Origin of the sequence: Brevundimonas vesicularis (assembly GCF_027886425.1) — a bacterium.
GTDB classification, from domain to species: domain Bacteria; phylum Pseudomonadota; class Alphaproteobacteria; order Caulobacterales; family Caulobacteraceae; genus Brevundimonas; species Brevundimonas vesicularis_C.
Window position 1 is genome coordinate 2,246,142 of record NZ_CP115671.1, and the last position, 23,682, is coordinate 2,269,823.

20 protein-coding genes and 1 tRNA gene are annotated in these 23,682 nt (G+C 66.3%); 7 read left to right on the forward strand and 14 right to left on the reverse strand.

Going from position 1 to position 23,682, the window contains the following annotated elements; genetic code table 11:
• Window positions 1-114 precede the first annotated feature (114 nt).
• Genes PFY01_RS11605 through uxaC form a run of 3 tightly spaced genes read right to left on the reverse strand, consistent with a single transcriptional unit; the run spans window position 115 to window position 4,499 of the window.
• Window positions 115-1,614, reverse strand: a complete 1,500-nt coding sequence (locus PFY01_RS11605) for a UxaA family hydrolase (RefSeq protein WP_271041385.1) — start codon at window positions 1,612-1,614, stop codon at window positions 115-117.
• A gap of 3 nt (window positions 1,615-1,617) precedes the next feature.
• Entirely contained in the window at window positions 1,618-3,087 is a 1,470-nt protein-coding gene (locus PFY01_RS11610) for a mannitol dehydrogenase family protein (protein WP_271041386.1), read from the reverse strand.
• On the reverse strand, window positions 3,084-4,499 hold the full coding sequence (gene uxaC, locus PFY01_RS11615) for a glucuronate isomerase (RefSeq protein WP_271041387.1): 1,416 nt from the start codon (window positions 4,497-4,499) through the stop codon (window positions 3,084-3,086). Before uxaC ends, PFY01_RS11610 begins: the two co-directional genes overlap by 4 nt.
• 210 nt (window positions 4,500-4,709) lie before the next feature.
• On the opposite strand from uxaC, the gene PFY01_RS11620 reads away from it, so the two are divergent.
• Window positions 4,710-4,785, forward strand: a tRNA-Thr gene (locus PFY01_RS11620).
• Window positions 4,786-4,806: 21 nt separating this feature from the next.
• Complete coding sequence (locus PFY01_RS11625) at window positions 4,807-5,433, forward strand: TetR/AcrR family transcriptional regulator (RefSeq protein WP_271041388.1); 627 nt, start codon at window positions 4,807-4,809, stop codon at window positions 5,431-5,433.
• Here the strand turns inward: PFY01_RS11625 and PFY01_RS11630 are convergent.
• From PFY01_RS11630 to PFY01_RS11640, 3 genes are read right to left on the reverse strand one after another with little or no spacing between them, the layout of a single operon-like run.
• Window positions 5,430-6,194, reverse strand: a complete 765-nt coding sequence (locus PFY01_RS11630; protein WP_271041389.1) for a prepilin peptidase — start codon at window positions 6,192-6,194, stop codon at window positions 5,430-5,432. The two genes, PFY01_RS11625 and PFY01_RS11630, sit on opposite strands and share 4 nt — an antisense overlap.
• 33 nt (window positions 6,195-6,227) lie before the next feature.
• On the reverse strand, window positions 6,228-8,096 hold the full coding sequence (feoB, locus tag PFY01_RS11635) for a ferrous iron transporter B (RefSeq protein ID WP_055808546.1): 1,869 nt from the start codon (window positions 8,094-8,096) through the stop codon (window positions 6,228-6,230).
• Entirely contained in the window at window positions 8,096-8,362 is a 267-nt protein-coding gene (locus PFY01_RS11640) for a FeoA family protein (RefSeq protein ID WP_055754847.1), read from the reverse strand. Before PFY01_RS11640 ends, feoB begins: the two co-directional genes overlap by 1 nt.
• Before the next feature lie 151 nt (window positions 8,363-8,513).
• Here PFY01_RS11640 and PFY01_RS11645 point away from each other — a divergent pair, with 151 nt between their 5' ends.
• Window positions 8,514-9,017, forward strand: coding sequence for a c-type cytochrome (locus tag PFY01_RS11645; protein ID WP_271041390.1), 504 nt, complete (start codon window positions 8,514-8,516; stop codon window positions 9,015-9,017).
• A gap of 4 nt (window positions 9,018-9,021) precedes the next feature.
• Here the strand turns inward: PFY01_RS11645 and PFY01_RS11650 are convergent, their stop codons facing one another.
• From PFY01_RS11650 to PFY01_RS11665, 4 genes are all read right to left on the reverse strand, one after another.
• Window positions 9,022-12,228, reverse strand: coding sequence for an efflux RND transporter permease subunit (locus PFY01_RS11650; protein WP_271043057.1), 3,207 nt, complete (start codon window positions 12,226-12,228; stop codon window positions 9,022-9,024).
• Window positions 12,228-13,331, reverse strand: a complete 1,104-nt coding sequence (locus tag PFY01_RS11655) for an efflux RND transporter periplasmic adaptor subunit (protein WP_271041391.1) — start codon at window positions 13,329-13,331, stop codon at window positions 12,228-12,230. Before PFY01_RS11655 ends, PFY01_RS11650 begins: the two co-directional genes overlap by 1 nt.
• Before the next feature lie 112 nt (window positions 13,332-13,443).
• The gene (locus PFY01_RS11660; RefSeq protein ID WP_333780216.1) at window positions 13,444-14,028 is read right to left on the reverse strand and encodes a hypothetical protein; all 585 of its coding nucleotides are present in this window, start codon (window positions 14,026-14,028) and stop codon (window positions 13,444-13,446) included.
• A gap of 185 nt (window positions 14,029-14,213) precedes the next feature.
• Window positions 14,214-14,978: a class II aldolase/adducin family protein gene (locus PFY01_RS11665; RefSeq protein WP_055754843.1), complete on the reverse strand. Its 765-nt coding sequence runs from the start codon at window positions 14,976-14,978 to the stop codon at window positions 14,214-14,216.
• 173 nt (window positions 14,979-15,151) lie between these two features.
• Here PFY01_RS11665 and PFY01_RS11670 point away from each other — a divergent pair, with 173 nt between their 5' ends.
• From PFY01_RS11670 to PFY01_RS11680, 3 genes are all read left to right on the forward strand, one after another.
• Complete coding sequence (locus PFY01_RS11670) at window positions 15,152-16,276, forward strand: DUF2336 domain-containing protein (RefSeq protein ID WP_271041392.1); 1,125 nt, start codon at window positions 15,152-15,154, stop codon at window positions 16,274-16,276.
• Between the two features lie 73 nt (window positions 16,277-16,349).
• The gene (locus PFY01_RS11675; protein WP_271041393.1) at window positions 16,350-17,102 is read left to right on the forward strand and encodes an NAD kinase; all 753 of its coding nucleotides are present in this window, start codon (window positions 16,350-16,352) and stop codon (window positions 17,100-17,102) included.
• Between the two features lie 61 nt (window positions 17,103-17,163).
• Window positions 17,164-17,640, forward strand: coding sequence for an Hpt domain-containing protein (locus tag PFY01_RS11680; protein WP_271041394.1), 477 nt, complete (start codon window positions 17,164-17,166; stop codon window positions 17,638-17,640).
• 120 nt (window positions 17,641-17,760) lie between these two features.
• On the opposite strand, the gene PFY01_RS11685 is transcribed toward PFY01_RS11680, so the two are convergent.
• Together PFY01_RS11685 and PFY01_RS11690 are read right to left on the reverse strand one after the other, a co-directional pair.
• A complete protein-coding gene (locus PFY01_RS11685) occupies window positions 17,761-18,900 on the reverse strand; it encodes a DUF2336 domain-containing protein (RefSeq protein ID WP_271041395.1) in 1,140 nt (379 codons plus the stop codon).
• An 88-nt stretch (window positions 18,901-18,988) separates the two neighbouring features.
• Window positions 18,989-19,786, reverse strand: coding sequence for a transglycosylase SLT domain-containing protein (locus PFY01_RS11690; RefSeq protein WP_271041396.1), 798 nt, complete (start codon window positions 19,784-19,786; stop codon window positions 18,989-18,991).
• A 166-nt stretch (window positions 19,787-19,952) separates the two neighbouring features.
• Between PFY01_RS11690 and PFY01_RS11695 the strand changes: the two genes are divergently transcribed.
• On the forward strand, window positions 19,953-20,684 hold the full coding sequence (locus tag PFY01_RS11695) for a TonB family protein (protein ID WP_271041397.1): 732 nt from the start codon (window positions 19,953-19,955) through the stop codon (window positions 20,682-20,684).
• Here PFY01_RS11695 and PFY01_RS11700 read toward each other — a convergent pair.
• Window positions 20,681-21,694, reverse strand: a complete 1,014-nt coding sequence (locus PFY01_RS11700) for an NAD(P)/FAD-dependent oxidoreductase (protein ID WP_271041398.1) — start codon at window positions 21,692-21,694, stop codon at window positions 20,681-20,683. The two genes, PFY01_RS11695 and PFY01_RS11700, sit on opposite strands and share 4 nt — an antisense overlap.
• A 48-nt stretch (window positions 21,695-21,742) precedes the next feature.
• Window positions 21,743-23,590 carry a phosphoenolpyruvate carboxykinase (GTP) gene (locus PFY01_RS11705; protein ID WP_271041399.1) on the reverse strand — a complete coding sequence of 616 codons (1,848 nt, stop codon included), beginning with the start codon at window positions 23,588-23,590 and terminating at the stop codon, window positions 21,743-21,745.
• Window positions 23,591-23,682: the final 92 nt, after the last annotated feature.

Genomic DNA, 23,682 nt, shown 5'->3' on the forward strand with positions numbered 1-23,682 from the left:
CCTCCCTGACGCCTCCAGCGTGACAAACTAAAGGCCCGGAGCGGACAGCTCCGGGCTTTCTTTTTTACCACCCGCAAGAGAGGGTGATTGAGGTTTTCGGATCCCTCATCGCCTCTACAGATAGGCTCCTACCTGCCAGGGCACGAACTCGTTGTCGCCTATGCCGAGCGCCTCGGATTTGGAGGGCTCGCCTGAAGCCACATCTAGCATCTTTTGGAAGATGACGGCGCCCACGTCTGCCAGGCTGGTCCCGGTCAGGACCGGCGAGGCGTCGATGTCCATGTCCTCGTCCATCCAGTTCGCCAGCCTGGCGTTGGAGGCGACCTTGATCGACGGGGCGGGCTTGGCGCCGAAGACCGAGCCCCGGCCGGTCGTGAAGACGATCAGATTGGCGCCCGAGGCGATCTGGCCCGTCGCCGAGCACGGATCGTAACCGGGGCTGTCCATGAAACTGAGGCCCTTGGTCTGAAGCGGTTCGGCGTATCCGATCACGTCGTTCAGCGGGATCGAACCGGACTTGGCCACCGCACCCAGCGACTTTTCCAGGATGGTGGTCAAACCGCCCTTCAGATTGCCGGGCGACGGATTGTTGTTCAGCTCCATCTGATGGCGATCCGCATAGTCGCGCCACCATTCCAGGCGCGCGTTCAGCTTGTCCGCCACATCCTGAGACGCCGCACGGCGCAGGAGCAGATGTTCGGCGCCCCAGATTTCCGGCGTCTCGGACAACATGGCCGAGCCGCCGTGCGCGACCAGCAAATCGACAGCTGCGCCCAAGGCCGGATTGGCGGTGACGCCGGACCAGCCGTCCGAACCCCCGCATTGCAAGCCGACGGTCAGGTGAGAAGCGGAGACAGGTTGGCGCTGGACCTTGGCGGCTTCCACGACCAGTTCGCGGACGATCTCGATACCGGCCTCGATCGCACGGGCCGTGCCGCCGGCCTCCTGGATCGTCAGGGCGCGAATGTGCGGACCGGCTTCCAGGCCTTCGTTGGCCAGCCAGGCGGGAATCTGATTGGCCTCGCAGCCCAGGCCTACGATCAGCGTGGAGTGGAAGTTCGGGTGCCGAGCATAGCCGGCCAGGGTCCGCTGCAGCAGGGTCACGTCGCTGCTGAGCGACGAGCCGCCGCAACCGCCTTGGTGAGTGAAAGCGACCACGCCGTCGACGCCCTTCGGCAGGATGGAATCCGGGAAGGCGTCGGCGATGCGGCGCGCTACGGTGGCCGAACAGTTCACGCTGGTCAGGACGCCGATATAGTTGCGCGTGCCTACCCGACCGTCCGGGCGAACGATGCCGCTGAACGTCGCGCCAGACAGCAACGAGGGCGTACGCAGGTCGGCCCCGACCTCGGCCTCGCGGCCGTCTTCCGCCATAGCCAGATTGTGAATATGGACATGATCGCCGGCGGCGATAGCGGCTTTGGCGCGTCCAATGACCTGGCCATATCGGCGGACCAGACCGCCTTCGTCCACCGCGTGACGGGCGATCTTGTGGCCGGTGGCGATGTCCGCGCGCGCCGGGGCGTTCAGGCCAACGGGCGTATCGCCGCTGGCGATGTCGTCCAGGGCGATGGCGACGTCATCGGCGGGGTTCAGGATCAGGACGCGAGACATGGACTACTCCGCGACCAGGCGCGCGGCCTCGACGGCGCCGTTCTGGCTGAGCGACAGATAGGCGGACGTGACCGCTTCGGCGAACCGGTCGTCAGCGGCCAGCGCGGGCGGGAAGACGGCGGACAGGCTCAGCAAGGCCGAAACGCGCGCCTGATCAGTGTGGGCGTCGGCCAATAGTTCGCAGGTCTTGGCGGCCAGAGGATCGTCGACGACGAAAATCTCGCCGCTTTCGATCACGCCCGACTGCCATTTCATCCAAGCGGCGACGCCCAAGGCCATGGCATCGATACCCGGCGCCGCCGCAAGACGTTCGGCGGCCCCGGCCAGCAGGCGCTGGGGCAGTTTCTGCGAGCCGTCCATGGCGATCTGGCGCGTACGGTGCATCAGGGCCGCATTGGAGAACCGGGCCATCAGCGCCTTACGATAGGCGGGGATGTCCAGACCTGGCGGGGGATTTAGCGTCGTTTCGGCCTCGTCCCACAGGGCCTCGACATAGTCGCGGAAGCCGGGAACGGCCACGACTTCGTGGACATGTTCATAACCCGACAAGGCGCCCAGATAGGCGATGGCCGAGTGGGCGCCGTTCAGCAGCCGCAGCTTGGCGTCTTCCCACGGCTCGACCGCGTCGGTCAGCTGCACGCCGAGAGACGCAAAGTCAGGCCGTTCGCCGGCGAACCAGTCCTCAATCACCCACTGGGTGAAGGGTTCGGCCTTGACCATGCCCTGATCCTCGACGCCGAGACGAGCGGTCAGGCGGACAATGTCTTGGGGGATGGTCGCCGGGACGATCCGGTCGATCATCGTCTGGGGAAAGGCGCCCTCGGCCTCGATCCAGTCCGCCAGCGCCGGGTCGATCTGGCGCGCCATCGCCAGCACCCCGTCCCGGATGCGCTTGCCGTTATGGGGAAGGTTGTCGCAACTGATGACGGTGAAGGGCTTCAGTTCCGCCGCCTTGCGGGCCTGAAGCGCGGCGACGATGAAGCCCGGCGCCGTGCGGGGCGAGCCGATGTCGGCCAAGTCCGCCGCCACCTCCGGGTCGTCCAGCAGCAGGTCGCCGGTCGCCGGATCGAGGCGATAGCCCTTTTCGGTCACAGTCAGGGTGACGATGTGGACGTTGGCATCGGCCATGGCGGCGACCAGGGCGGCGGGATCTTCCGGCCCGACCATCACGCCCGCGCAGGCGCCGATCACCCGCAGATGCTCGTCCGATCCGTCACGCACGACCAGGGTGTACAGCCCGTCCTGCGGATTCAGCTGATCGCGTACGCCGGGCGACCGAAGCGAAGCGCCCAGCACACCCCAGCGCGGATCCCCCGACTTGATTGCATCGTCGAACACGACCGCCTGGTGGGCGCGGTGGAAGGCGCCGATGCCCAGATGGACGACACCCGTCTTCACCTGGGCGCGGTCGTAGCCGGGGACGGCGACGTCGGCGGACAGACCCTTGAGCTCGGCTTCGTTCAGTCTGCTCACAGCTTGTAGGCCGCCTTGACCAAGCCATAGGTCAGGGCGTGGGCCAGTTCGTGCGCCTCGTCCTCCTCCATCCGGTGCTCGACGACCAGTTTGGCCAGGAAGCCGCAGTCCATGCGCCGCGCCACATCGTGGCGGGCGGGTATGGACAAGAAGGCGCGGGTGTCGTCGTTGAAGCCGACCGTATTGTAGAAGCCAGCCGTCTCGGTGACCTGCTCGCGGAAGCGACGCATCCCCTCGGGACTGTCGTGGAACCACCAGCTGGGCCCCAGTTTCAGCGCTGGATAGTGGCCGGCGAGCGGCGCCAATTCGCGGCTGTATGTGGTCTCGTCCAGGGTGAACAGGATCAGAGACAGACGGCTGTCCGACCCGAACCGATCCAGCAGCGGCTTCAGCGCGCGGACGTAGTCGGTCTGGGTCGGGATATCGCAGCCCTTGTCACGGCCGAAACGGTTGAAGACGGTGGCGGAATGGTTGCGGAAACTGCCGGGGTGCAACTGCAAGACCAGACCGTCCTCGACCGACATGGCGGCCATTTCAGTCAGCATCTGGCCGCGGAACAACTCGGCATCGGCGGCGCTGGCAGGGGCGGTCGAGACACGCCGGAACAGGGCCTCGGCTTCGGCCCTGGGCAGATCGGCAGTGAAGGCTGTCGGGTGGCCGTGATCGGTCGAGGTGGCGCCCATTTCGATGAAGAAGGCACGCCGATCGCGTAGGGCCTGCAGGTATCCGTCCCAGCTTAGCGTGTCGCGGCCGGTCTGTTCGGCCAGGATTTTCAGATTGTCGCGGAAGCCTTCATAGTCGGGATCCAGAACCGGATCCGGACGATAGGCGGTCAGCACCCGTCCCTTCCAGTCCGAGGCTGCGATGGTCTTGTGATGCTCCAGCGTGTCCAGCGGGCTCTCGGTCGTGGTTAGGACCTCGATATTGTAGCGATCGAACAGGGCGCGCGGCCTGAAGGCGTCGGTCTTCAGGGCCGCATCGATCACGTCATAATAAAGATCGGCCGTCTCGGCCGACAGGCGCACGTCGATGCCGAAGGCCTCAGCATAGACCCAGTCGTGCCACATTCGCGAAGGCGTCCCCCGGAACAGGTGATAGTTCTCGGCGAAGCGCCGCCAGATCTTGCGCGGATCGGTCTCGACCGGCCCGCCATCGGCGCGCGGCACGCCCAGATCCTCCATCGCCATGCCCTGCGAGTGCAGCATGCGGAAGACGTAGTGGTCGGGCGTGATCAGAAGTTCGGCCGGATTGGCGAAGGGTTCGTTCAACGCAAACCAGCTCGGGTCCGTATGACCATGCGGGCTGATGATCGGCAGCCCCTTGATCTCGCCATATAGACGACGCGCGATCGCGCGGGTGTCGGCGTCCGCCGAAAACAGGCGATCGGGGTTCAGTTTGAGCGGATGAACCATAGCGTTCCTCATTGCCTCGTGGCGGAGGCTTGGGTCGCCTCTCGATCTTGATCCAACAAACCTACAACATGGACCGCAAAAAGACACCGGTTACCATCATGGAACCTCAGCTTGTTTTCGGCTTCGGACGTCGGATTTTAGGCAAGGCTGCGCTGACGCCTTGCGTCCGGGCGTGAGGCTGGACATAAGGGCCGCTCACCGCCCGTTCGGGCCGGCTTAGCTCAGTTGGTAGAGCGCCAGTTTTGTAAACTGGATGTCGCGGGTTCGATTCCTGCAGCCGGCACCACGCCTTTCGACCATCGGGGACATGGCCGACACCACCAACAAGCTGGGCCACAAGATCGGTGCGCGAGGGGGCAGAACCCGCCAGGCGATCCTCGACGCGACCCAACGCCTGTTGAACGAGCGGCATTACGGTGAAATCCGCGTCGCCGATCTGGCCTCGGCCGCCGGTGTATCGCCTTCCAACTTCTACACCTATTTCAAGACGGTCGAAGAACCTGTGCTGGCGCTATGCGAGGTCGCCGCGACGGATTTTCAGGGGCTGGCGGCGCATTTCCAGGCCGACTGGCCGGGCGACAAGGCCTTCGTCATCGCGCGCGCCTTCATTCTAGACGTGATGGCCATCTGGCGCAGCCACGGTCAGGTGCTGCGCGTCGAACATATGCTTGCGGACAATGGCGACGCCGCCTTCGTCGAAAGCCGGGTGCGCCGTTTGCGCCGGCTGCACCTGTCGATCGAACGGCGCGTGGCTCAGGCCCACGCCAGCGGCCTGCATCCCAAGGATTACAATCCACGGCTGGCGTCCTACCAGATCGCCTCCATCGCCGAATCGACGGCGGCCAGTTTCGATCTGTTGCGGCGGGCCGATACGCCCGAAGCCATCCTGGATACGGCGGCCATCATCATCGTGAAGCTGACGACCGGACGTTAGAGCCCCAACGGCCCATACAGCCAGGTCATCCAGATCCCGACGGCCAGGAAGACGCCGAACGGCAGCTTTTCCGATCCGCCGACGCTGCGCCGAACCACCAGAATGCCGAAGACTAGGCTGAGCCCGACCGCGCAGGCCCACAGCAGCACGCTGGGCAGGCCCATCCAGCCGACCCACGCCCCTGCCCCCGCGAACAGGAAGGGGTCGCCTCCCCCGAGCCCCTGGCGCTTGCGGACGAGTTGGTACAGCCAGCCGACCAGCCAAAGTCCGCCAAAACCGACCACCGCGCCAATCAGATGGGAAAAGCCGAGGCCCCAGTCCAGAATCAGGGCGACCGTGACGCCGGTCGCGATCAACGGCAGCGTCAGACTGTCCGGCAGCCAGAAGTGTTCACCGTCGACGATGGCGATCAGCAACAGCTGCCAACCCAGAACGGCCGTGGCGGCGATCATGAATGTCGAGGCGCCGCCCGTCACACCCCACACGCCGGCCCAGATGCCGACGCCGGCCGAAGCTAACTCGATCAGCGGATAACGCGGCGAAATCCGCGTGTGGCATCGCGCACACCGCCCGCGCAAACCAAGCCAGCTGAAGACCGGCACAAGCTCCCAGGGACGTAGCGTCTGATCACAGCCCCGGCAGCGCGAGCGGGCGACGACGATGTCCTCGTCGCGCGGCAGGCGAACGCTGACGGCGGCGATGAAACTGCCGACGATCAGGCCCAGCCCGCCCATGACGGCGGCGGCGAGTACAGGATTCATCAGGACGTCCCGAAGGCGGCGAACCCTTCTGGCTTAGCCGCCTCCGAGCGCCACCGCCACATGATAGGTCACCAGCGACGCCAGATAGGCCAGACCGAACATGTAGCCGATCATGATCCAGGTCCATTTCAGCGAGTTGGTCTCGCGCCGCACGACGCCCAATGTCGCCACGCACTGGGGCGCGAAGATGTACCAGGCCAGGAAGGACAAGGCTGTCGCCAGCGACCAGTGCGACGCCAGGGTCGAGGCTAGAAGGCCCGTCGCATTCTCGGCGTCAGCGATGGCGTAGGTCGTGCCAAGCGCCGCCACTGCAACCTCACGCGCCGCCATGCCGGGGATCAGGGCGATCACCATCTGCCAGTTGAAGCCGATGGGCGCGAAGATCGGCTCCAGAGCGCGGCCGATCATGCCCGCGAACGAATAGTCGATGGCCGGCAGGGTCGCGTTCTCGGGCGGATAGGGGAAGGTCGCCAGCACCCACAAGATGATCACCAACGGCAGGATGATGCGGCCCGCGCGGTTCAGGAAGATCTTGGCCCGGAGCCACAGATTGAAGCCGACGCTGCGCAGGTCCGGCGTCTTGTAGGCCGGAAGCTCCATCATGAAGGGCTCGACCGCCCCTCGCCAGAACACTTTGCGGATCAGCAGGGAGACGATCAGGGCGCTGACGATGCCGGCGGCGTAGAGGCCGAACATCACAAGGCCCTGCAGATTGGCGAAGCCCCAGACCGTCTCATTCGGAATGAAGGCGGCGATGATCAGCGTATAGACCGGGATGCGCGCTGAGCAGGTCATCAGCGGGGCGACCAGGATGGTGGTCAGGCGGTCGCGTCGCGAATCGATCACCCGCGCCGCCATGACGCCGGGAATGGCGCAGGCGAAACTGGACAGCAGCGGGATGAAGGCCCGGCCGTGCAGCCCCGCCCCGCCCATGATCTTGTCCATCAGGAAGGCCGCGCGCGCCATATAGCCGAAGTCTTCCAGCGCGATGATGAACAGGAAGAGGATCAGAATCTGCGGCAGGAACACTAGCACGCTGCCGACGCCGGAAATGATCCCGTCAACGATCAGGCTTTGCAGCAGACCGTCAGGCAAGACGTTGGCGACCAAGCCGCCCAACCAGGCGATGCTGGCCTCGATCCCGTCCATTACGGGCGCGGCCCAGCTGAACACGGCCTGGAACATCACGAACAGCAGGGCGAACAGGATCAGCAGCCCGCCGACCGGATGCAGCAGCACTGAGTCGATCTTGCCGGTAAGGGTATCGGGCCGCTCCGGCGGGCGGACGCAGGCCTTCATGATCCGCTCGGCTTCGCGGGCCGCGGCTCGTAGCTCGGCGGCGTCCGGACTGCGCCATTGGCTTTCGGTCACGGCCGCGACGGCCGCCTGGTCCTCAATGGCGGCGACCAGATCGTCGATGCCGCGCTTGCGCGTGGCCACGGTGGTGATGATCGGCACGCCCAGTTCGGCGCGCAGTCGCTCCAGATCGATGCGCAGGCCCTGGCGCTGGGCGATGTCATACATGTTCAGCGCCAGAACCATGGGCCGCCCGACGGCCTTCAGCTCCAGGATCAGCCGCAGGACCAGACGCAGGTTGGTGGCGTCGGCGACGCAGACCACGACGTCGGGCGGCGTCTCGCCGGCCAGTCGCCCCAGAACGGCGTCGCGCGTGACCTCCTCGTCCGGACTGCGGGCGCGCAGGGAATAGGTGCCGGGCAGGTCCAGCACCGACATCGTGCGGCCGGAGGCGGCGCGGATCAGGCCTTCCTTACGCTCCACCGTCACGCCGGCGTAGTTGGCGACCTTCTGATGAGCGCCGGTCAGGGCGTTGAACAGAGCGGTCTTGCCGCTATTGGGATTGCCGACCAGCGCGACGCGGGCCGTCTTCAGCGCGATGTCCATCAGGCGGCGCCCAGCCGGATCGAGAGGCTTTCCGCCTCGTGGCGACGCAGGGCCACGCGCATATCGTCCACCTTCATGGCGATGGGGTCGCGTCCGAACAGACCTTCGTGCAGCAGTTCGATTTGCGCGCCTTCGACAAAGCCCAGTTCCAGCAGACGGCGTTCCAGCTCGACCGCCTCGCCCTGATGGTGACAATGGGCGCCGACCTGAACGATGACGCCGCGATCGCCGCGTCGGGCCTGGCTCAACTTGATGGTGTCGGTCAATTCTACGCTCGCACGGGCGAGGCCGCTCCCCGACGGCTCCGCGTTTCTTTGACACTGATTATCAGGTGCGAGGGGTCTACGTCCAGCAGGACAGCTTGACCAATTGCCGCGCCGGTGCGTTGCGGTATCACAAGGCAAACAGGAAGCCGCCATGACACGCCACGCCCTCGTCGCCCCCCTTCTTCTGGCCCCGCTTTTGACCCTTGCCGCCTGTGGCCAGGGCGAGCCGTCCGCGACCACGCCTGCCGCGCCAGTTCACGTGCTGACGGATGTGGAAAAGGCGACACTGCTGGCCTCCCTTCCCGCCCCCTACAATGCGGGCGATCTCGAGAACGGGCGTCGGGCGTTTGCGCGCTGTCGCGCTTGCCACACCATCGGCGAAGGCGGCCCGGACATGGCGGGGCCAAACCTGTACGGTGTGTTCGGCCGCAAGGCGGGCGATCGCCCGCGCTACAACTATTCCAACGCCATGCGTACGGCGAACTTCACATGGGACGCCGAGAAGCTGGATCACTGGCTGGAAAACCCACGCACCTTCCTGCCCGGCAACAAGATGACCTTCCCCGGTCTGCCCGACGCCACGGATCGCCGCGACGTCATCGCCTTCCTGAAGGTGGAGACGGGCTACAAGCCGGAGCCTGCGCCCGCCGCTTGATCCGTCAGGCCTCGGGCAGTTCCTTGGGGCCGCCTTCGCGCAGTTCCTGGGCTTCCCACTCCTCGATCTTGCGGGCGGTCCATTCCGGCGACTTGGTGAAGCGCGCCAGGACGCCATAGATCACCGGCACCACGAACAGGGTCAGGACGGTGGCGAAGATGGCGCCGGTGAAGATCACCACGCCGATGGTCTGACGGCTGCCGGCGCCGGCGCCTTGCCACAGCACCAGCGGCAGAGCGCCGAAGGCGGTTGCGATCGAGGTCATGATGATCGGACGTAGCCGCAAGGACGACGACTCGATGATCGCCTCCCGGATCGACCGCCCCTGGTCGCGCAGTTGGTTGGCGAACTCCACGATCAGAATGCCGTTCTTGGCCGCCACGCCGATCAAAATGATCAGGCCGATCTGGCTGTAGATGTTCAGGCTGGAGCCCGCCATCAGCAGGCCGAAAAGCCCGCCCGCCGCCGCCAGCGGCACCGTTAACATGATGACCGCAGGCGTGATCCAGCTTTCGAACTGGGCCGCCAGAACCAGGAAAACTAGCAACAACGCCAAACCGAAGGCTGCAAACACCGCCCCGCCCGCCTCCTGTTGGTCGCGCGCCGCCCCGCCCCACTGGGTGACGACGGCCCCTTGCGGCTGCTTGGCCGCCTCGGCGTTCAAGAACTGGACCGCGTCGTCGATCGTGGTGCCGGGATTGAGGTCGGCCTGCAGGGAGATCGCGCGCTGTCGGTCCAGTCGGCGACGGTCCGGCGTGTCGCCGCTGGTCTTGGTCGTGACCACGGCCGAAAGCGGCACCAATTGGCCGCCCCCGGTCGCGACATACAGGGCTTCCAGATCGGCGACCTCACGACGATTGTCGCGCTCGGTCTGCAGGATGACATCATATTCCTGACCGCCCTTGATGTAGGTCGTGGCGCGGCGAGAGCCGAACATGGTCTCCAGCGTGCGGCCGATCGACTGGGACGAAACGCCCAGCGCGGCGGCTTTCTGCGGATCGACATCGACCAGCAGACGCGGCGAGTTCGGCTCATAGTTCAGGCGCGGACGCGAGAAGCCGGGATTGGCCTGGGCTGCGGCCAGCATAGGCTGAAGCCAGGCGTAGATCTGCTGATAGTCGCTGCCGGTCGCGATCAGTTCGATGGAGTTTGAGTTGCCGCCGCCGCGCTGGAAGGCGCCGGGGGTCGAGGCGTTGACCTGGGCGCCCGTCTGGCCGCGCAGCTTGCCGTTCAATTCCTGAGCGATCTCGGCCGCCGAGCGGTCGCGCTTGGACCAGTCGGCGAGCGTAAGGACCGCATTGCCCGAGTTGAAGCTGCCGCCGCCGAAGCCGGGCGCGGACACCAGATAGCTGTCGGCCTCGCCGCTGGTCTTGTATTCGGCCAGCAGAGGCTCCAGCCCCAGCATGATCTTGCGGGTATAGTCGAAGCCCGCGCCCTCGGGACCGGCGACGCGCACCGTGACCCGGCCGCGATCCTCGTCCGGCACCAGTTCGTTGGGCAGGGTCAGGAAGATGCCGCCCGCCCCCGCTGCGACCAGCAGGATCAGGGCGCCGACGCCGATCACCGCGATGCGACGGCCCAACAGCATATCAAGCGACCGGCCATAGGACGACTTCAGCCGGTCCATGCCCCAGTCGACCTTGCGCGCCACCCAGCCGCCGCCATGGGCGGGTCGCAAAATCTTGGAGGCCAGCATCGGCGACAGGCTGAGCGCCAGGAAGGCGGAGAAGGCCACGGCCGCCGCGATCGCCGCCGCCAGCTCTACGAACAGACGCCCGACATATCCGGGCAAGAACAGCAGGGGCGCGAAGACCGATAGCAGCACGATGGTCGTGGCCACGACCGCGAAGAAGACCTGGCGCGCGCCGCGTTCGGCCGCGACCAGAGGCGGTTCGCCCAGGTCCAGGCGACGCTGAATATTCTCGACCACGACGATGGCGTCATCCACAACCAGGCCGATCGCCAGCACCAGAGCCAGCAGCGTCAGCAGATTCAGCGAAAAGCCCAGCGGCGCCAAGACGATGAAGGTCGCCAGCAGACAGATCGGCGCCACGATGGACGGGATCAGCGCCGCCCGCAGGCTGCCCAGGAAGATGAAGTTCACCAGGGCCACCAAGGCCATCGAGATGCCGATGGTGATCCAGACCTCGTCGATGGCGTGAGAGGTGAAGACCGAGTTGTCGGATCCGACCTCGATGGTCACGCCCGGCGGCAAGGTCGGCCGGATTTCCTCGATCATCTTGTGGACACCGTCCGAGATGGCGAGGTCGTTGGATTGCGCCTGACGGGTCACGGCCAAGCCGATCTGGTCCATGCCGTTGCCGCGGAACAGACGACGATCTTCTTCCGGCGCCTCCTCGACGCGGGCGATGTCGCCCAGGCGCGTCACATAGGTGGGCTGCCCCTGGATGATGGCCGACGATCCGCTGCCCGTTCCTGTGGCGACTGTCGCCGAGGTCGAGGCCGAGCCGCGCGTGCCGATGGGCAGTTGGCGGAAGTCCTCCGGCAGGGCGTAGGTGCGCGCCACGCGGACGGTGTAGTCCTTGTCCGTCGATTCCAGCGACCCGGCGGGCAGTTCGACGTTCTGGTTCGTCAGGGCCGTCTCGACGTCGTTGACCGTCAGGCCTCGCGCCGCCATGGCGGCGGAATCCAGCCAGATGCGCATCGAGTAGCGCTGCTCGCCATAGATGTTGACCTGGGCCACGCCGGGCACCGTCGCCATCCGGTCGATCAGATATCGGTCAGCGTAATCGGTCAGCTGAAGCCGGTTCATGCTGGTCGAGCGAAGGAAGACGATGATGATCGGCTGGCTGTCGGAATCGGCCTTGGCGACCTCCGGCGGATCGGCCTGATCCGGCAGGCGGCCGACTACGCGGCTGACGCGGTCGCGCACGTCGTTGGCGGCGTCGTCGATATTGCGGTCCAGCGAGAACTCGATGTTCACATTGGAGCGTCCGTCGCGGCTGGTCGAGTTGATTCGTTCGACGCCCTGGATGCCGGCGATCTGCTGCTCCACCGGCTCGGTGATGCGGCTCTCGATGACCTCGGCCGAGGCGCCGGCGTAGCTGGTGTTGACCGAGACGATGGGCGGATCGACGTCCGGCAGTTCGCGCACGGGCAGGAAGAAGAAGGCTGCGGCGCCGATGACGCACAGCACAATGGCCGCGACGGCCGCGAAGACGGGCCGCCGGACCGAAACGTCGGACAGCATCATTTGGCGGCGCTCGACTTGCGACCCTGGCCGCCCACGCTGACCGGCGCGCCCGGCTGAATACGGTTCAGGCCCGATCCGACGATGCGGTCGCCCGCCTCGATGCCGGACAGGATCTCAACAAAGCCGCTCTCGACGGCCCCGGTCTCGACCTCGACCCGCTGAGCGGTGGAGCCGTTCTGCCCGGGCGCGATACGATAGACGAAGGCGCCGGCGCCTTCGTATTGCACGGCCGACTCGGGCACGGCGGCGCTATGACGATGGCCCTGCTGGACCGCGACACGCATCAGCATGCCGGGACGGATGCGACCGCCGGGGTTGGGGAACTCCGCGCGCGCGGTTGCGGCGCGGGTCATTTCGTTGACGCGCGTGTCGATCAAGGCGATCCGGCCCGTGAACGGCTCGTCGCCATAGGCGTCTGCCGTCGCGGTCAACTGTGCGCCAGGACGCAGCAGGTTCAGATAGCGCTCAGGCAAGGGGAAATCGACGCGGATCGTCGAGGTGTCGTCCAGCGTCGTGATCACCGCGCCTGGGTTGATCAGCGTGCCGGGCGTCACCGTGGTCAGACCGACACGGCCGGAGAAGGGAGCCCGGATCACCCGGTCGCCGCGACGCGCCTGGGCCGCCTGCAGCGACGCCTGGGCGGTTTCGAGCGCGGTCTCGGCCTGTTCCAGCATGACCTGGGGCGCGACGCCCCGGTCGGCCAAGGCCTTGTAACGATCGTATTCACGCTGGGCCTGATTGACGTTGGCGCGGGCCTCGATGATGGCCGCGTCTTCCTCGCGCGCCTGAAGCTCGACCAGCGGCGCACCGGCCGAGACATACTGGCCGTCCGCGAACAGGACGCGGGTGATCAGTTCGGTGGTCGAGGAGGTGACGTTCACCGACCGCTCGCCGCGCGCCACGCCCAAAACGCGAACCTGATCGGAGAAGGGTCGCTGCGCCACGACGGCCTCGGACACCTGCTGCGCTCCGCGTCCGCGACCGCCGCCCGGCCCTGCCGCCTTCTTTTCATCTCCCGCGGAGAATTTGACGATGGCGGCGACGACCATCAGGGCAAGCAAGACAGCGGCGGCGACGAGGAAGAAGTGACGTTTGATCACGCGGGGGTCTCTCGGTCAGGGGGACGCCGCATGCATTACCGGGTAATGAAGTGCGCGCAATGTTACGTATCAGTAACGTGCCGGATCACATTTTCCGTCGCAGAAATCTTCCCTAAAATCTTCGCCAGATCGCAAGAACGGGCCCGCGGCTGATGGGAATCTCCTGGCCTGCGACGGTTTGTCTCCATCCGGCCTGCATGCTCCACGCACCGAAATCGCGCACGACTGAGGCTTCCAGCGACAGCCAGCGTGCGCCGCCGTCGGCCGCGCCGCCGAACGCCTGACCCAGCACCATCCAATCCTCGCCGATCCGGGCGCCCGCCGTGGCGTCGATGCGGGTTTCATCCGGCAGGCCGTCGCGAAGACGGCGTGCGGCCTGAAGCTCGACGAATGCGCCGTCCATTCCCCAGCGCTCGCCCATAGGGCCGAGGGACCGGCCAACCGAGACTCGCGCTTCCCAATCGTGATCGCCGACGCCCGGCGCGGCATAGCCGGCATTGCGCCCCTCCCCGGCCTGGGTATAGCCGCCGTAAAGGCTGACGGCGTTGCGGTCGTCGCGCCAGACCTGCCAGGTTGCGCCGATCTCGATGGGGCCGCGCCCGCTGTAATCAACGAAGGCGTCCTCGCCGTCCTGCCAGTCTGCCTTCAGCTGGAGCGTCAGGCGATCCGCCACGCCGTATTCGGCGAACAGTCCCAAGGTCGCGTCGCGCCGCCGGCCAGGCAGGTCGCGTTCCTCGCCAGCAGCGTCGAAGCCTGTGTCGGCGCTCAGCCGCTCGTATTTGACGATGGCCTGGCCCTTGCCCTTCGGCTGCGTCCAGGCGCCGGCGAGAGCTTGGGTCGGCGTCAGCGCCGCGAGGATCAGCGCCCCCGCGACGAAGGGATTTAGGCGTCGTAGCCCGGCGACTTGCGATCCAGCTGACGCAGCGCGCCCGGCCAGGCCAGAGACGAGATGAAGCCGATGCCGCGCCCCTGCTCCTTGGTTTCGGCCTGCGCCTCGTCCGGCGCCAACAAGATGTGCTCGCGTCCGCCGGACAGAGCCGCAACCTGCTGCGCGCAGGCCCGCTCCAGGAAGAAGATGCCGATCCATGCTTGAGCCGCCGTTTCCCCGACCGCCAGCGTGCCGTGGTTTCGCAGCAGCATCAGCGGTTTGTCCCCCAGGTCGGCGACCAGACGTTCGCGTTCGTCATGGTTCAGGGCCAACCCCTCATATCCATGATACGCAACCTGATGCTGTAGTAAACACGCGTTCTGACTGACGGGGAGCAACCCTTCGGCCTGAGCGGCGACGCCCACGCCGTTCACTGTATGTAGATGGATGACGAACTTGGCGTCTTCGCGCGCGGCATGGACGGCCGAGTGGATGGTGAAGCCCGCCGGATTGATGAAATAGGGCGTGTCCTGGACGATGTTCCCTTCCAGATCGACCTTCACCAGCGACGAGGCCGTAATCTCGTCGAAGTAGAAGCCGTAGGGATTGATCAGAAAATGATGCTCCGGCCCGGGCACGCGCGCCGAGATATGGGTGAAGATCATGTCGTCCCAACCGTTCAAGGCGACCAGCCGATAGAGGGCCGCCAGCTCGACACGGACCTGCCATTCGGCTTCGGACACGCGCGACTTGATCGAGGGACTGGTTCCGTCCGCCATGATTTCCTCCTGCCTCTGGATGGGCTTTTACAAACCGTCACCCCGCGCGGTCGCGTCGTCAAGCCGACAAGGCCGCCGTTGACGTGACGTCACCCCCTGCGGCGGCCTTGCTTAACCCGGTCTTCATCACGCAAGCATATGGTTAAGCATCGTCGCCGGTTCGGGGAGCCGCCTTGTCTGTCGTTCAACTGGAGCCGCCCCGCGACGCCTGGGACGACCGGACTGTGTCTGAGCTTCTGGCGCTGGCCAGCAGCCGTTCGGCCGACGACCGTCAGCGCCTGCTGCTGAAGGTCACCGCGCTCTGTGAATCCAATCCGCCGCCGCCCAAGGTCGCGCCGCTGCTCAGCGACATTTTCCTCGCTCTGACAGCCCAGGCCGAGCAGGATATTCGCCTAGCCCTGTCCGAACGGATCGCGGGCGTCGATTGGGCGCCGCCTGCCCTGGTCAATATGCTGGCGCTGGATGAGATCGAGATCGCCCGCCCGGTAATCACCTCCAGCCCGCTTCTACAAAACGCCGACCTGATACGCCTGCTGATCGAGGCGACGCTGGAGCATCAGATCGCCGTCGCCCGTCGTCCGCAGCTGGCGCGACCGGTCGTGGACACAATCGTCGATCGCGCCGAACCCGTCACCATGACGGCGCTGGCGTCCAATCGCACGGCGGACATTAGCGAAGACGCCATGCGCAAGCTGGTCGATCACTCGCGCCGCATCGCGGGCCTGCGGGCGCCGTTGACGCGTCACCCCAGGCTGAACGAACAACTGGCGCAGCAGCTTTATCAATGGGTCGGCCAGGCTCTGCGCCAGTCGATCGGCGAACGCTTCCGCATCGACGACGCCCAGTTGAACGCGGCGGTTCAGGACGCGGCGGCGAAGGCCGTCGGCAGCCCGGAGTGGCGCGCCATGTCCGCCCGGATGACCGAAGATCGCACACGCACCTATGCGGAACGACGACTGGTGGAAAAACTTCAATCCGCCGGTCAACTGCGTCCTGGTCTGCTGGTCCGCGCGCTGCGGGAACAGCGTTTCGAACTGTTCGAACAGACCCTGGCGGTCCTGGGCGGCTTCAGCGAGGCTCAAGTACATCACGCCATCCGCGCGCCGACCGCCGAGCCGCTTTACCTGGCCTGCATCGCTGTGGGCGTGGACAAGGCCGTCTTCGCTTCCCTTTTGGTCGAGGTGCGCAAACTGTCGGGCGGAATGCCAGCCGACGGCGGCTGGAAGGCGGCGCCGATGAGCGCGCACGCCGCCTCTCGCGCCTTCCATCAGATGATGCACAAGCCCGCGACCGTTTGACTCTGCGCCCAAGCTCGGGCCACGTCGCCAAGTGACTCAGTCAAGCCCCTCTCCCCTGCCGTCGTCGCCCCGATTGGCCTTCGTCGCCAGCGACCGGCCCGAAGCCCAGGCGGCGCGTAAGACCTTGATCGCCCGCTATGGCGCCGTGTCTGAAGACGAGGCCGATGTGATCGTCGCATTGGGCGGGGATGGACAGATGCTGGAAACCCTGCACGGCAACCTGCGGCAGCGCACGCCCGTGTATGGGATGAACCGGGGATCGGTCGGCTTTCTGATGAACGACTACGACGACAACGGTCTGCTGGAGCGGATCGCGACGGCCGAAAAGACCGTCATCCACCCGCTGCAGATGGATGCCTGGACCGAAAGCGGCGAGGTCCACACCGGCTTGGCCATCAACGAGGTGTCGCTGCTGCGCCAGACGCGCCAGTCGGCCAAGCTGCGCATCACCGTCGATGAGCGCGTGCGGCTGGAAGAACTGTCCTGCGACGGCTGCCTCGTCGCGACGCCTGCGGGATCGACCGCCTATAACCTGTCGGCGCACGGCCCGATCATCCCATTGGACGCCCGCATCCTGGCCCTGACGCCGATCAGCGCCTTCCGACCTCGTCGCTGGCGCGGCGCCCTGTTGTCGCACGGCGCCAAGGTGCGGTTCGAGGTTTTGGAGTCCGACAAACGCCCGGTCTCGGCGACCGCCGACAACTTCGAGGTCCGACGCGTCGCCCGCGTCGAGGTGCGCGAGCGTCGTGACGTCACCCTGACCATGCTCTTCGATGCGGGCCGGTCATTCGACGAACGCGTGATGGCCGAACAGTTCGCCAACTGATCGGTCACGGCTTCTTAAGCCCGCTATCGTATCTTGGCGTGAACGTCCTATGGAGCCCGCCATGAGCAATCCGGCGCAGATCACCCCTCCGACCAACTCGCTGCGGCTCAAGGTCGGCGGCGGCTTCGGCATCAACGCCGACGCCATCGCTCGTGCAGAGGAGGCGCTGAAAGCCATGTCGGCCCAGTTCGGCCAGTGGCTGAACGACGAGATCGTCAAGCTCGACAAGGCGCAGGCCGACATCCGTGAGCAGGGCTACACCCCCGTCACCGCAGAGGCTCTATATTTCCGCGCTCATGATCTGAAGGGCTTGGGCACGACCTATGAATTTCCGCTGGTGACGCGCATCGCTGGTTCGCTGTGCAAGATGCTGGACGACGCCGATCGCCGCATGACCGCGCCCATCGCCATTCTGGACGCCCACATCGACGCCATCCGCGCCGTGGTCCGCGACCAGATCAAGACCGACGAACATCCGACCGGCCGCGCCCTCGCCGAGACCCTGGAAGCCCGCGTCGCAGATCACCTCGCAGGCTGACCGTCCCTCCAGCCATTTGCGAAAGGCCCGTCGCGTCCGGCGGGCCTTTTTCTTTGAGCCTGATCGGTTGAGACGAATCGCTTCGCGATCTCGTCGATGCCGTGAGCCAGGCTCTCAGGATCAGGCCGCGTTGGCGGCGGTCAGGCTGAGCGACGGCGACTGGTCCAGCCGCTCCATCAGATAGGCCAGATCGTCGCGCAGCACGGCCGGACGCTGGGTCAGGAACCGCTCAAGCATCTGATCGCGGAAATAGGCGCTCGACGTATCGATCCCCTCCGCCGCCAGCGCACGCCAGGTGTCGACGCCCGCGCGGAAGGCCTGGAACAGGCGCGGCGGCAAACCCGCGCGATCATAGATGGCCTTCAGCCCCAACGGGCCGGCGTCATGCACCATTAGCCAGGCGCGGTGATGAGGCGTGTTGGCCAGTTCGGCCAACCCATATTCGAACATCGCCATCTGACCCCGCGCCAGTCCGCGCAGCAGCAGCGATGCGTTCAGGACGCGACGGGCGTTTAGCTGGGCCATAAAGGCCGCCAGATCGGCGCTGGCGCTGGCCTGATCGACCAGATCGACCGTCATCCGCTCACGAGAGTATTGGGCCAGACGGATCGCCGTTTCCGGCGCCAAAGCGTGATGGCTGATCAAATGTTCGCGCACCGCCTCGCTGGCCAACTGGATCAACCGTTCGGTCACATGCAGCGGCAGGACCTGGCGATAGGCTACGGCGGCCAGGACTTCAGGCGCTTCGGCGAAACGCTCGACAACGGTCGCCAGCGCGCCTTCGGACAGATCGGCGTTGTCATTCGCCGCCAAGGTGCGAACCGACTGCTCACATCCTTCGGCCGCCAACACGGTTGCGACATCGCGCGACACCCGCGCCCGCCCCGCCACGGCGACCTGACGCACGACCGATCCGGCGCGCACGATCTCGATCAGATCCTCGTCGCTGAACGCCGGCGACGAGGCGATAATCGGCAGGGCGATGCTGTCCAGATCGCCGGCCAGTTTGCGCGCCACGTCGTTGGGAATCAGATCGGACGCCTTCAGCGTCACGGCCATAGCGCGACGCACCAGTTCGGCGGCGTCATTGGCTAGCAGACGCAGGATTTTCTGCGCCGCCGCCCTGTCGTCCTCATTCAGTTCCGCGCGCTCCATGTTGCGGCACAGCTTGTGCGCCGCTTCGGCCCGCTCATCGTCGTCCGTCGCCTTGATCAGGCGTCGAATGTCCACTTCTGTCAGGCGGGCGCGGAAGGCGGTCATGGACGGCTCGTGATGGAATCGGACGTTGATCCCAGAATGAGACTGCCATGCTTAACGGGCAGTTTACCATCGGTTGCAATGCAACGACTCAGGTCGATTCCTTGCCATTTGGCGAGAAAGCGCCGCCGAAGCCGCTGCTGGATGATCCATCCTGACCGAGCAATAGCGCCAGAAGGCCTTGATCCTGCTTCAGTCGATCCAGACGTGCGGCCAGCATCTGGTCCTTGTCGCTCAGGTTCGGCACGGCGTATTTCGTCTCGCCGGCTCCGGCGGCGGGTGCGCCCTCGCCTGCCGTGCGCTGCAGATTGGCGTGGACCTCGGCGACCGTGGCGGCGCGTCCATTACGATAGAAGATGCTGCGGTTGGCCCGCGCAGCGTCGGGGAACAGCGCTGCGGCGCTGCCGCCCGGATTACGATCCATCGCCTCCATAAGCCCTGCCGCCCCTGCCGGGCCGAGGAAGTGAGCCGCGTACAGATCCCCTGCGCCCGGTTCCTTGCCCGTGCGTCCGCGCAGATAGGCGGCGTTGGACGCCGTCAACTCAGCCGCCATGGCCGAGGCCGCATGGGGATCGAACCGGAGGTCCAGCACCACGTTGCGCGCCGAACCCTCGACGCGCCAACGTCCGTCCGACCCGCGATGGATCAGGTCGGCGTATTGGCCGTAGCCGTGCTGGGCCCCGTGCTGCTTGACCGTGCCCAGCCAAGTCTGCTCGATGAATTGAAACAGGCCGGCGGCCGACGAGGTCGGGGCCTTGGCCGACGGGTTCATCGCGCTCTCGCGCCGCGCGGTCTTGACCAGGAAGTCATAGTCCACGCCAACGGCGTTCGACGCGCGCCGGATGGCCGCCTCTACTCCGCCTGTCGATGGAATCGCTCCGATACCCATGTGCGAAGGGTCGGCGAACGTAGTTAACCAACTCTTAATTCTTAACGGCCGCGTTAACGCCTCGACCTTCGTCGAACGGGAAAACTTCGCCGTAAAGCCGCCACAACCTGCGCGCTCAACTTGCAGTTACGGGCGCTGCGGGGGCGGTGAACGAGGGAGTGACGTTATGATGATCCGTGCTGCCGGTGGTCCCGGCTTGATCAGCCCGATCGACTTCGGGGAACGCAGGAAGCCTATCCCGCGCTGGATGCTGGGCGCCATCGGCGTCTCGGTGGTTCTGCATGTTGCGGCAGGGGTGGCGCTTTATAATCAACGGTTCGAGTTGAGTGCGGGGCCCATCGAAGACATCCTCGACCCGCCGGTCTCGGTGATGATGGCGCCGCCCAAACCCAAGCCCTTGCCCACGCCTGAAAAGGCGGCGCCGCCAACGCCCATTCACAAGTCGGCGATCCCCGTGCCCTGGACAGTGCAGACCATCCCGCTGACGCCGCCCGAGCCCGGCGTCGTGACCGCTCAACCCGGTCTGCCGACCATCAGCGTCGCTCCCACCGGCGTCGAGGGCGGCACGGCAACCGTCGAGACGCCGCCGCGCCCGCCGTCGGTGATCAACAATCCGTCTTGGGCCAGCCGGCCTTCGGCGGCGCAAATGGCGCGCGCCTATCCGACCCGCGCCGCAGAGAACGGCACGCCGGGTTCGGCCACGCTCAGTTGCGTGGTCAATGCGGACGGCGGCCTGAACGGCTGCCGAGTCGTGGGCGAGACACCGAGCAGCCAGGGCTTCGGCCGCGCCGCGCAGAGCCTGACGCGGTCGTTCCACATGAACCCGCGCACCGTGGACGGCCGACCTGTCGACGGCGCGACCGTCAACTTCACCGTCCGGTTCGCGATGGAGGGCTAGAACCGACCAGGGTCGAGGGCGCGGGCGTGCGGCGACGCCGTCCGCCCCTCGATCGCATCGGCGACCACGGCGCCGACCAAGGGCCCCAGCAACCAGCCGTTTCGACGCGGCGCCAAGGCCAAGAACAGACCCTCTGCACCGGGCCCCGCGCCCGCGAGCGGCAGACCATCCGCCGTCGCGCCCCGGATGCCGACGCGCCATTCGATAGACAGCGGCTCAGGCGACCGACCCAGCGTAGCCCAAGCCGCCTGGGTCAGGCGTTCGGACGCCTCGGCATCCGGCGCCGTATCCCGCCGCCTCGGCTCCATCGTCGCTCCGATGGCCGCGCCAGACGCCATTGGCGCGACATAGGCGCCCGGCCCGCGCACGACATGATCGACAAGATGTCCGGCTGCCACGCCGATCTGTCCGCGGATCGGCTGGATTTCCTCGATCAATCGGCGCGCGGTCTCGGGCAGACCCGCAATGGCGTCACCGGCGCCGGTGGCCAGCACGACCGCGTCTGCATCCAACCACCGATCACAGACTTCGAGCCGCCAGCCGCCATCGGCGCGGGCGATCGTCGTCACCGTCCCCGCGATGACAGCCTCGCCCAGCGCCTGCCTTAGCGCCGCCAGAGCCTTGGTCGGCTCGACCTGATAATCGTCATCGGTCGTGACGCCGGCGCCATCGCGCCGCGCGTCGAAGCCCAGCGCGCGCAACCGCGCCTCCATCGCCTCCACGTCGCCGCCTCGCCACTCAGCGGGTCGATGCGCCAGAGCGATGCCGGCGGCGCTCGCGAACGTGGGCCACAAATCACGGCCTTCTCTAAACAGCCGCGCGCGATCAACCGACACGTCGTCGATGGCCGATTCCATCGCCGGGGCGATCATCCCCGCAGCCACGAGGGAGGCGTTCACCCCGCCCGGATCGACCACCAACACCGCCCGGCCGCGCCGATGCAGCTCGTACGCGGTGCAAAGGCCCAGCACGCCGGCGCCGACGATCACGATGGGAGAGGAAGACGTCACGGGCCGTCTGATCGACCCGCAACGCCCCTATTGCAAGATGACTTTCGCCTATTCCGCCGCCATCGAGGCCGCGCCGGCGTCGTCCAGGCGCGCGACCAGGGCCGCGTGCTGGTCCCACAGGGCGGTCGGCAGACGCTCGCCGAACTGGCGATAGAAGTCCGGGATCAGCGCCGCCTCTTCGGCCCAGACGCCCGCATCCACGTCCAGCAGGATCGACAGTTGCGCCGACGTCAAGTCCAGGCCTGACAGGTCCAACGCGGAGACGGACGGCACGCGCCCGACCGCCGTATCGACCGCCTCGGCCTCGCCGTCGATCCGCTCGCTGATCCACTTCAGCACGCGCGCGTTGTCGCCGAAACCGGGCCAGACGAACCGGCCGTCCTGATCCTTTCTGAACCAGTTGACGAAGAAGATGCGCGGCAGTCTCGAGGCGTCCTGCCCCTGCCCCATCTTCAGCCAGTGGGCGAAATAATCGCCCATGTTGTAGCCGCAGAACGGCAGCATGGCGAAGGGATCGCGGCGCAGTTCGCCGACCTTGTTCTCGGCCGCCGCGGTGCCTTCGGACGCCACGGTCGAGCCCATGAAGACGCCGTGCTCCCAATCGAAGGCTTCGGTCACCAGCGGCACTGCGCTGGCGCGGCGGCCGCCGAACAGGATCGCGTCGATCGGCACGCCCTTGGGATCTTCCCATTCCGGGGCGATGGCCGGGCATTGGCTGGCGGGCGCCGCGAAACGGGCGTTGGGGTGCGCGGCGGGTTCGCCGGACGCCGGATCGTGCGGCTGCCCCTTCCAGTTCGTCAGGCCCTCAGGCGCCTGTTTCGTCAGACCTTCCCACCACACGTCGCCATCGTTGGTCAGGGCGGTGTTGGTGAAGATGGTGTTGGAGGCCAAGGTCTCCAGCGCATTGTGATTGGTGTTGCGGCTGGTGCCCGGCGCGACGCCGAAGAAGCCGGCCTCGGGATTGACCGCATACAGCCGCCCGTCGTCGCCGAACCGCATCCAGGCGATGTCGTCGCCGATGGTCTCGGCCTTCCAGCCCGGCAGGCTGGGCTGCAACATGGCTAGGTTCGTCTTGCCGCACGCGCTGGGGAAGGCGGCGGCGACGTATTTCGCCCGGCCCTTCGGATCCGTCAGCTTCAGGATCAGCATGTGCTCGGCCAGCCATCCCTCATCGCGAGCCATGATCGAGGCGATGCGCAGGGCGTAGCATTTCTTGCCCAACAGGGCGTTGCCGCCATAGCCCGAACCATAAGACCAGATTTCCCGCGTCTCCGGGAAATGCACGATCCATTTGTCGTCGTTGCAAGGCCAGGCCACGTCCGCCTGACCATCGGCCAGCGGCGCGCCCAACGTATGGACGGCCGGCACGAAGACGCCCTTATCGCTCAACTGAGCCAGCGCCGGTTTACCCATGCGGGTCATCACACCCATCGACAGTGCGACATAGCCGCTGTCGGTGATCTCCACGCCCAGGGCGCTGATCTCGGACCCCAGCGGGCCCATGCAGAACGGGACGACATACATTGTCCGCCCGGCCATGCAGCCGTCGAACAGACCGTCCAGACGCCCACGCATCTCAATCGGATCGGCCCAATTGTTGGTCGGGCCGGCGTCAGCCTCGTCGTCCGAGCAGATGAAGGTGCGGCTCTCGACCCGCGCCACGTCGCGGGGATCGGAGGCGGCGTAGTAGCAGCCCGGCCGTTTGGTCTGATCCAGCGCCTTCAGCGTACCCTTGGCCAGCAAGTCGGCGGTGATGGCCTCCTTCTCGGCCTCGGAGCCGTCGCACCAATGGACCTTGGCGGGCTTGGTCAGAGCGGCGATCTGCTCGACCCAGGCGATCAGCCCGGCATGAGCGGTGGGCGCCGGGCGCAAGCCGGGCGTGGAAGGATTGGACAAGGACGTCTCCTGAGCAAAAAGAGCCCGGCGATCTGACGCCGCCATGACCCGACACATAACGATCACGCACTGTTACATGCGGAATGCGCCGT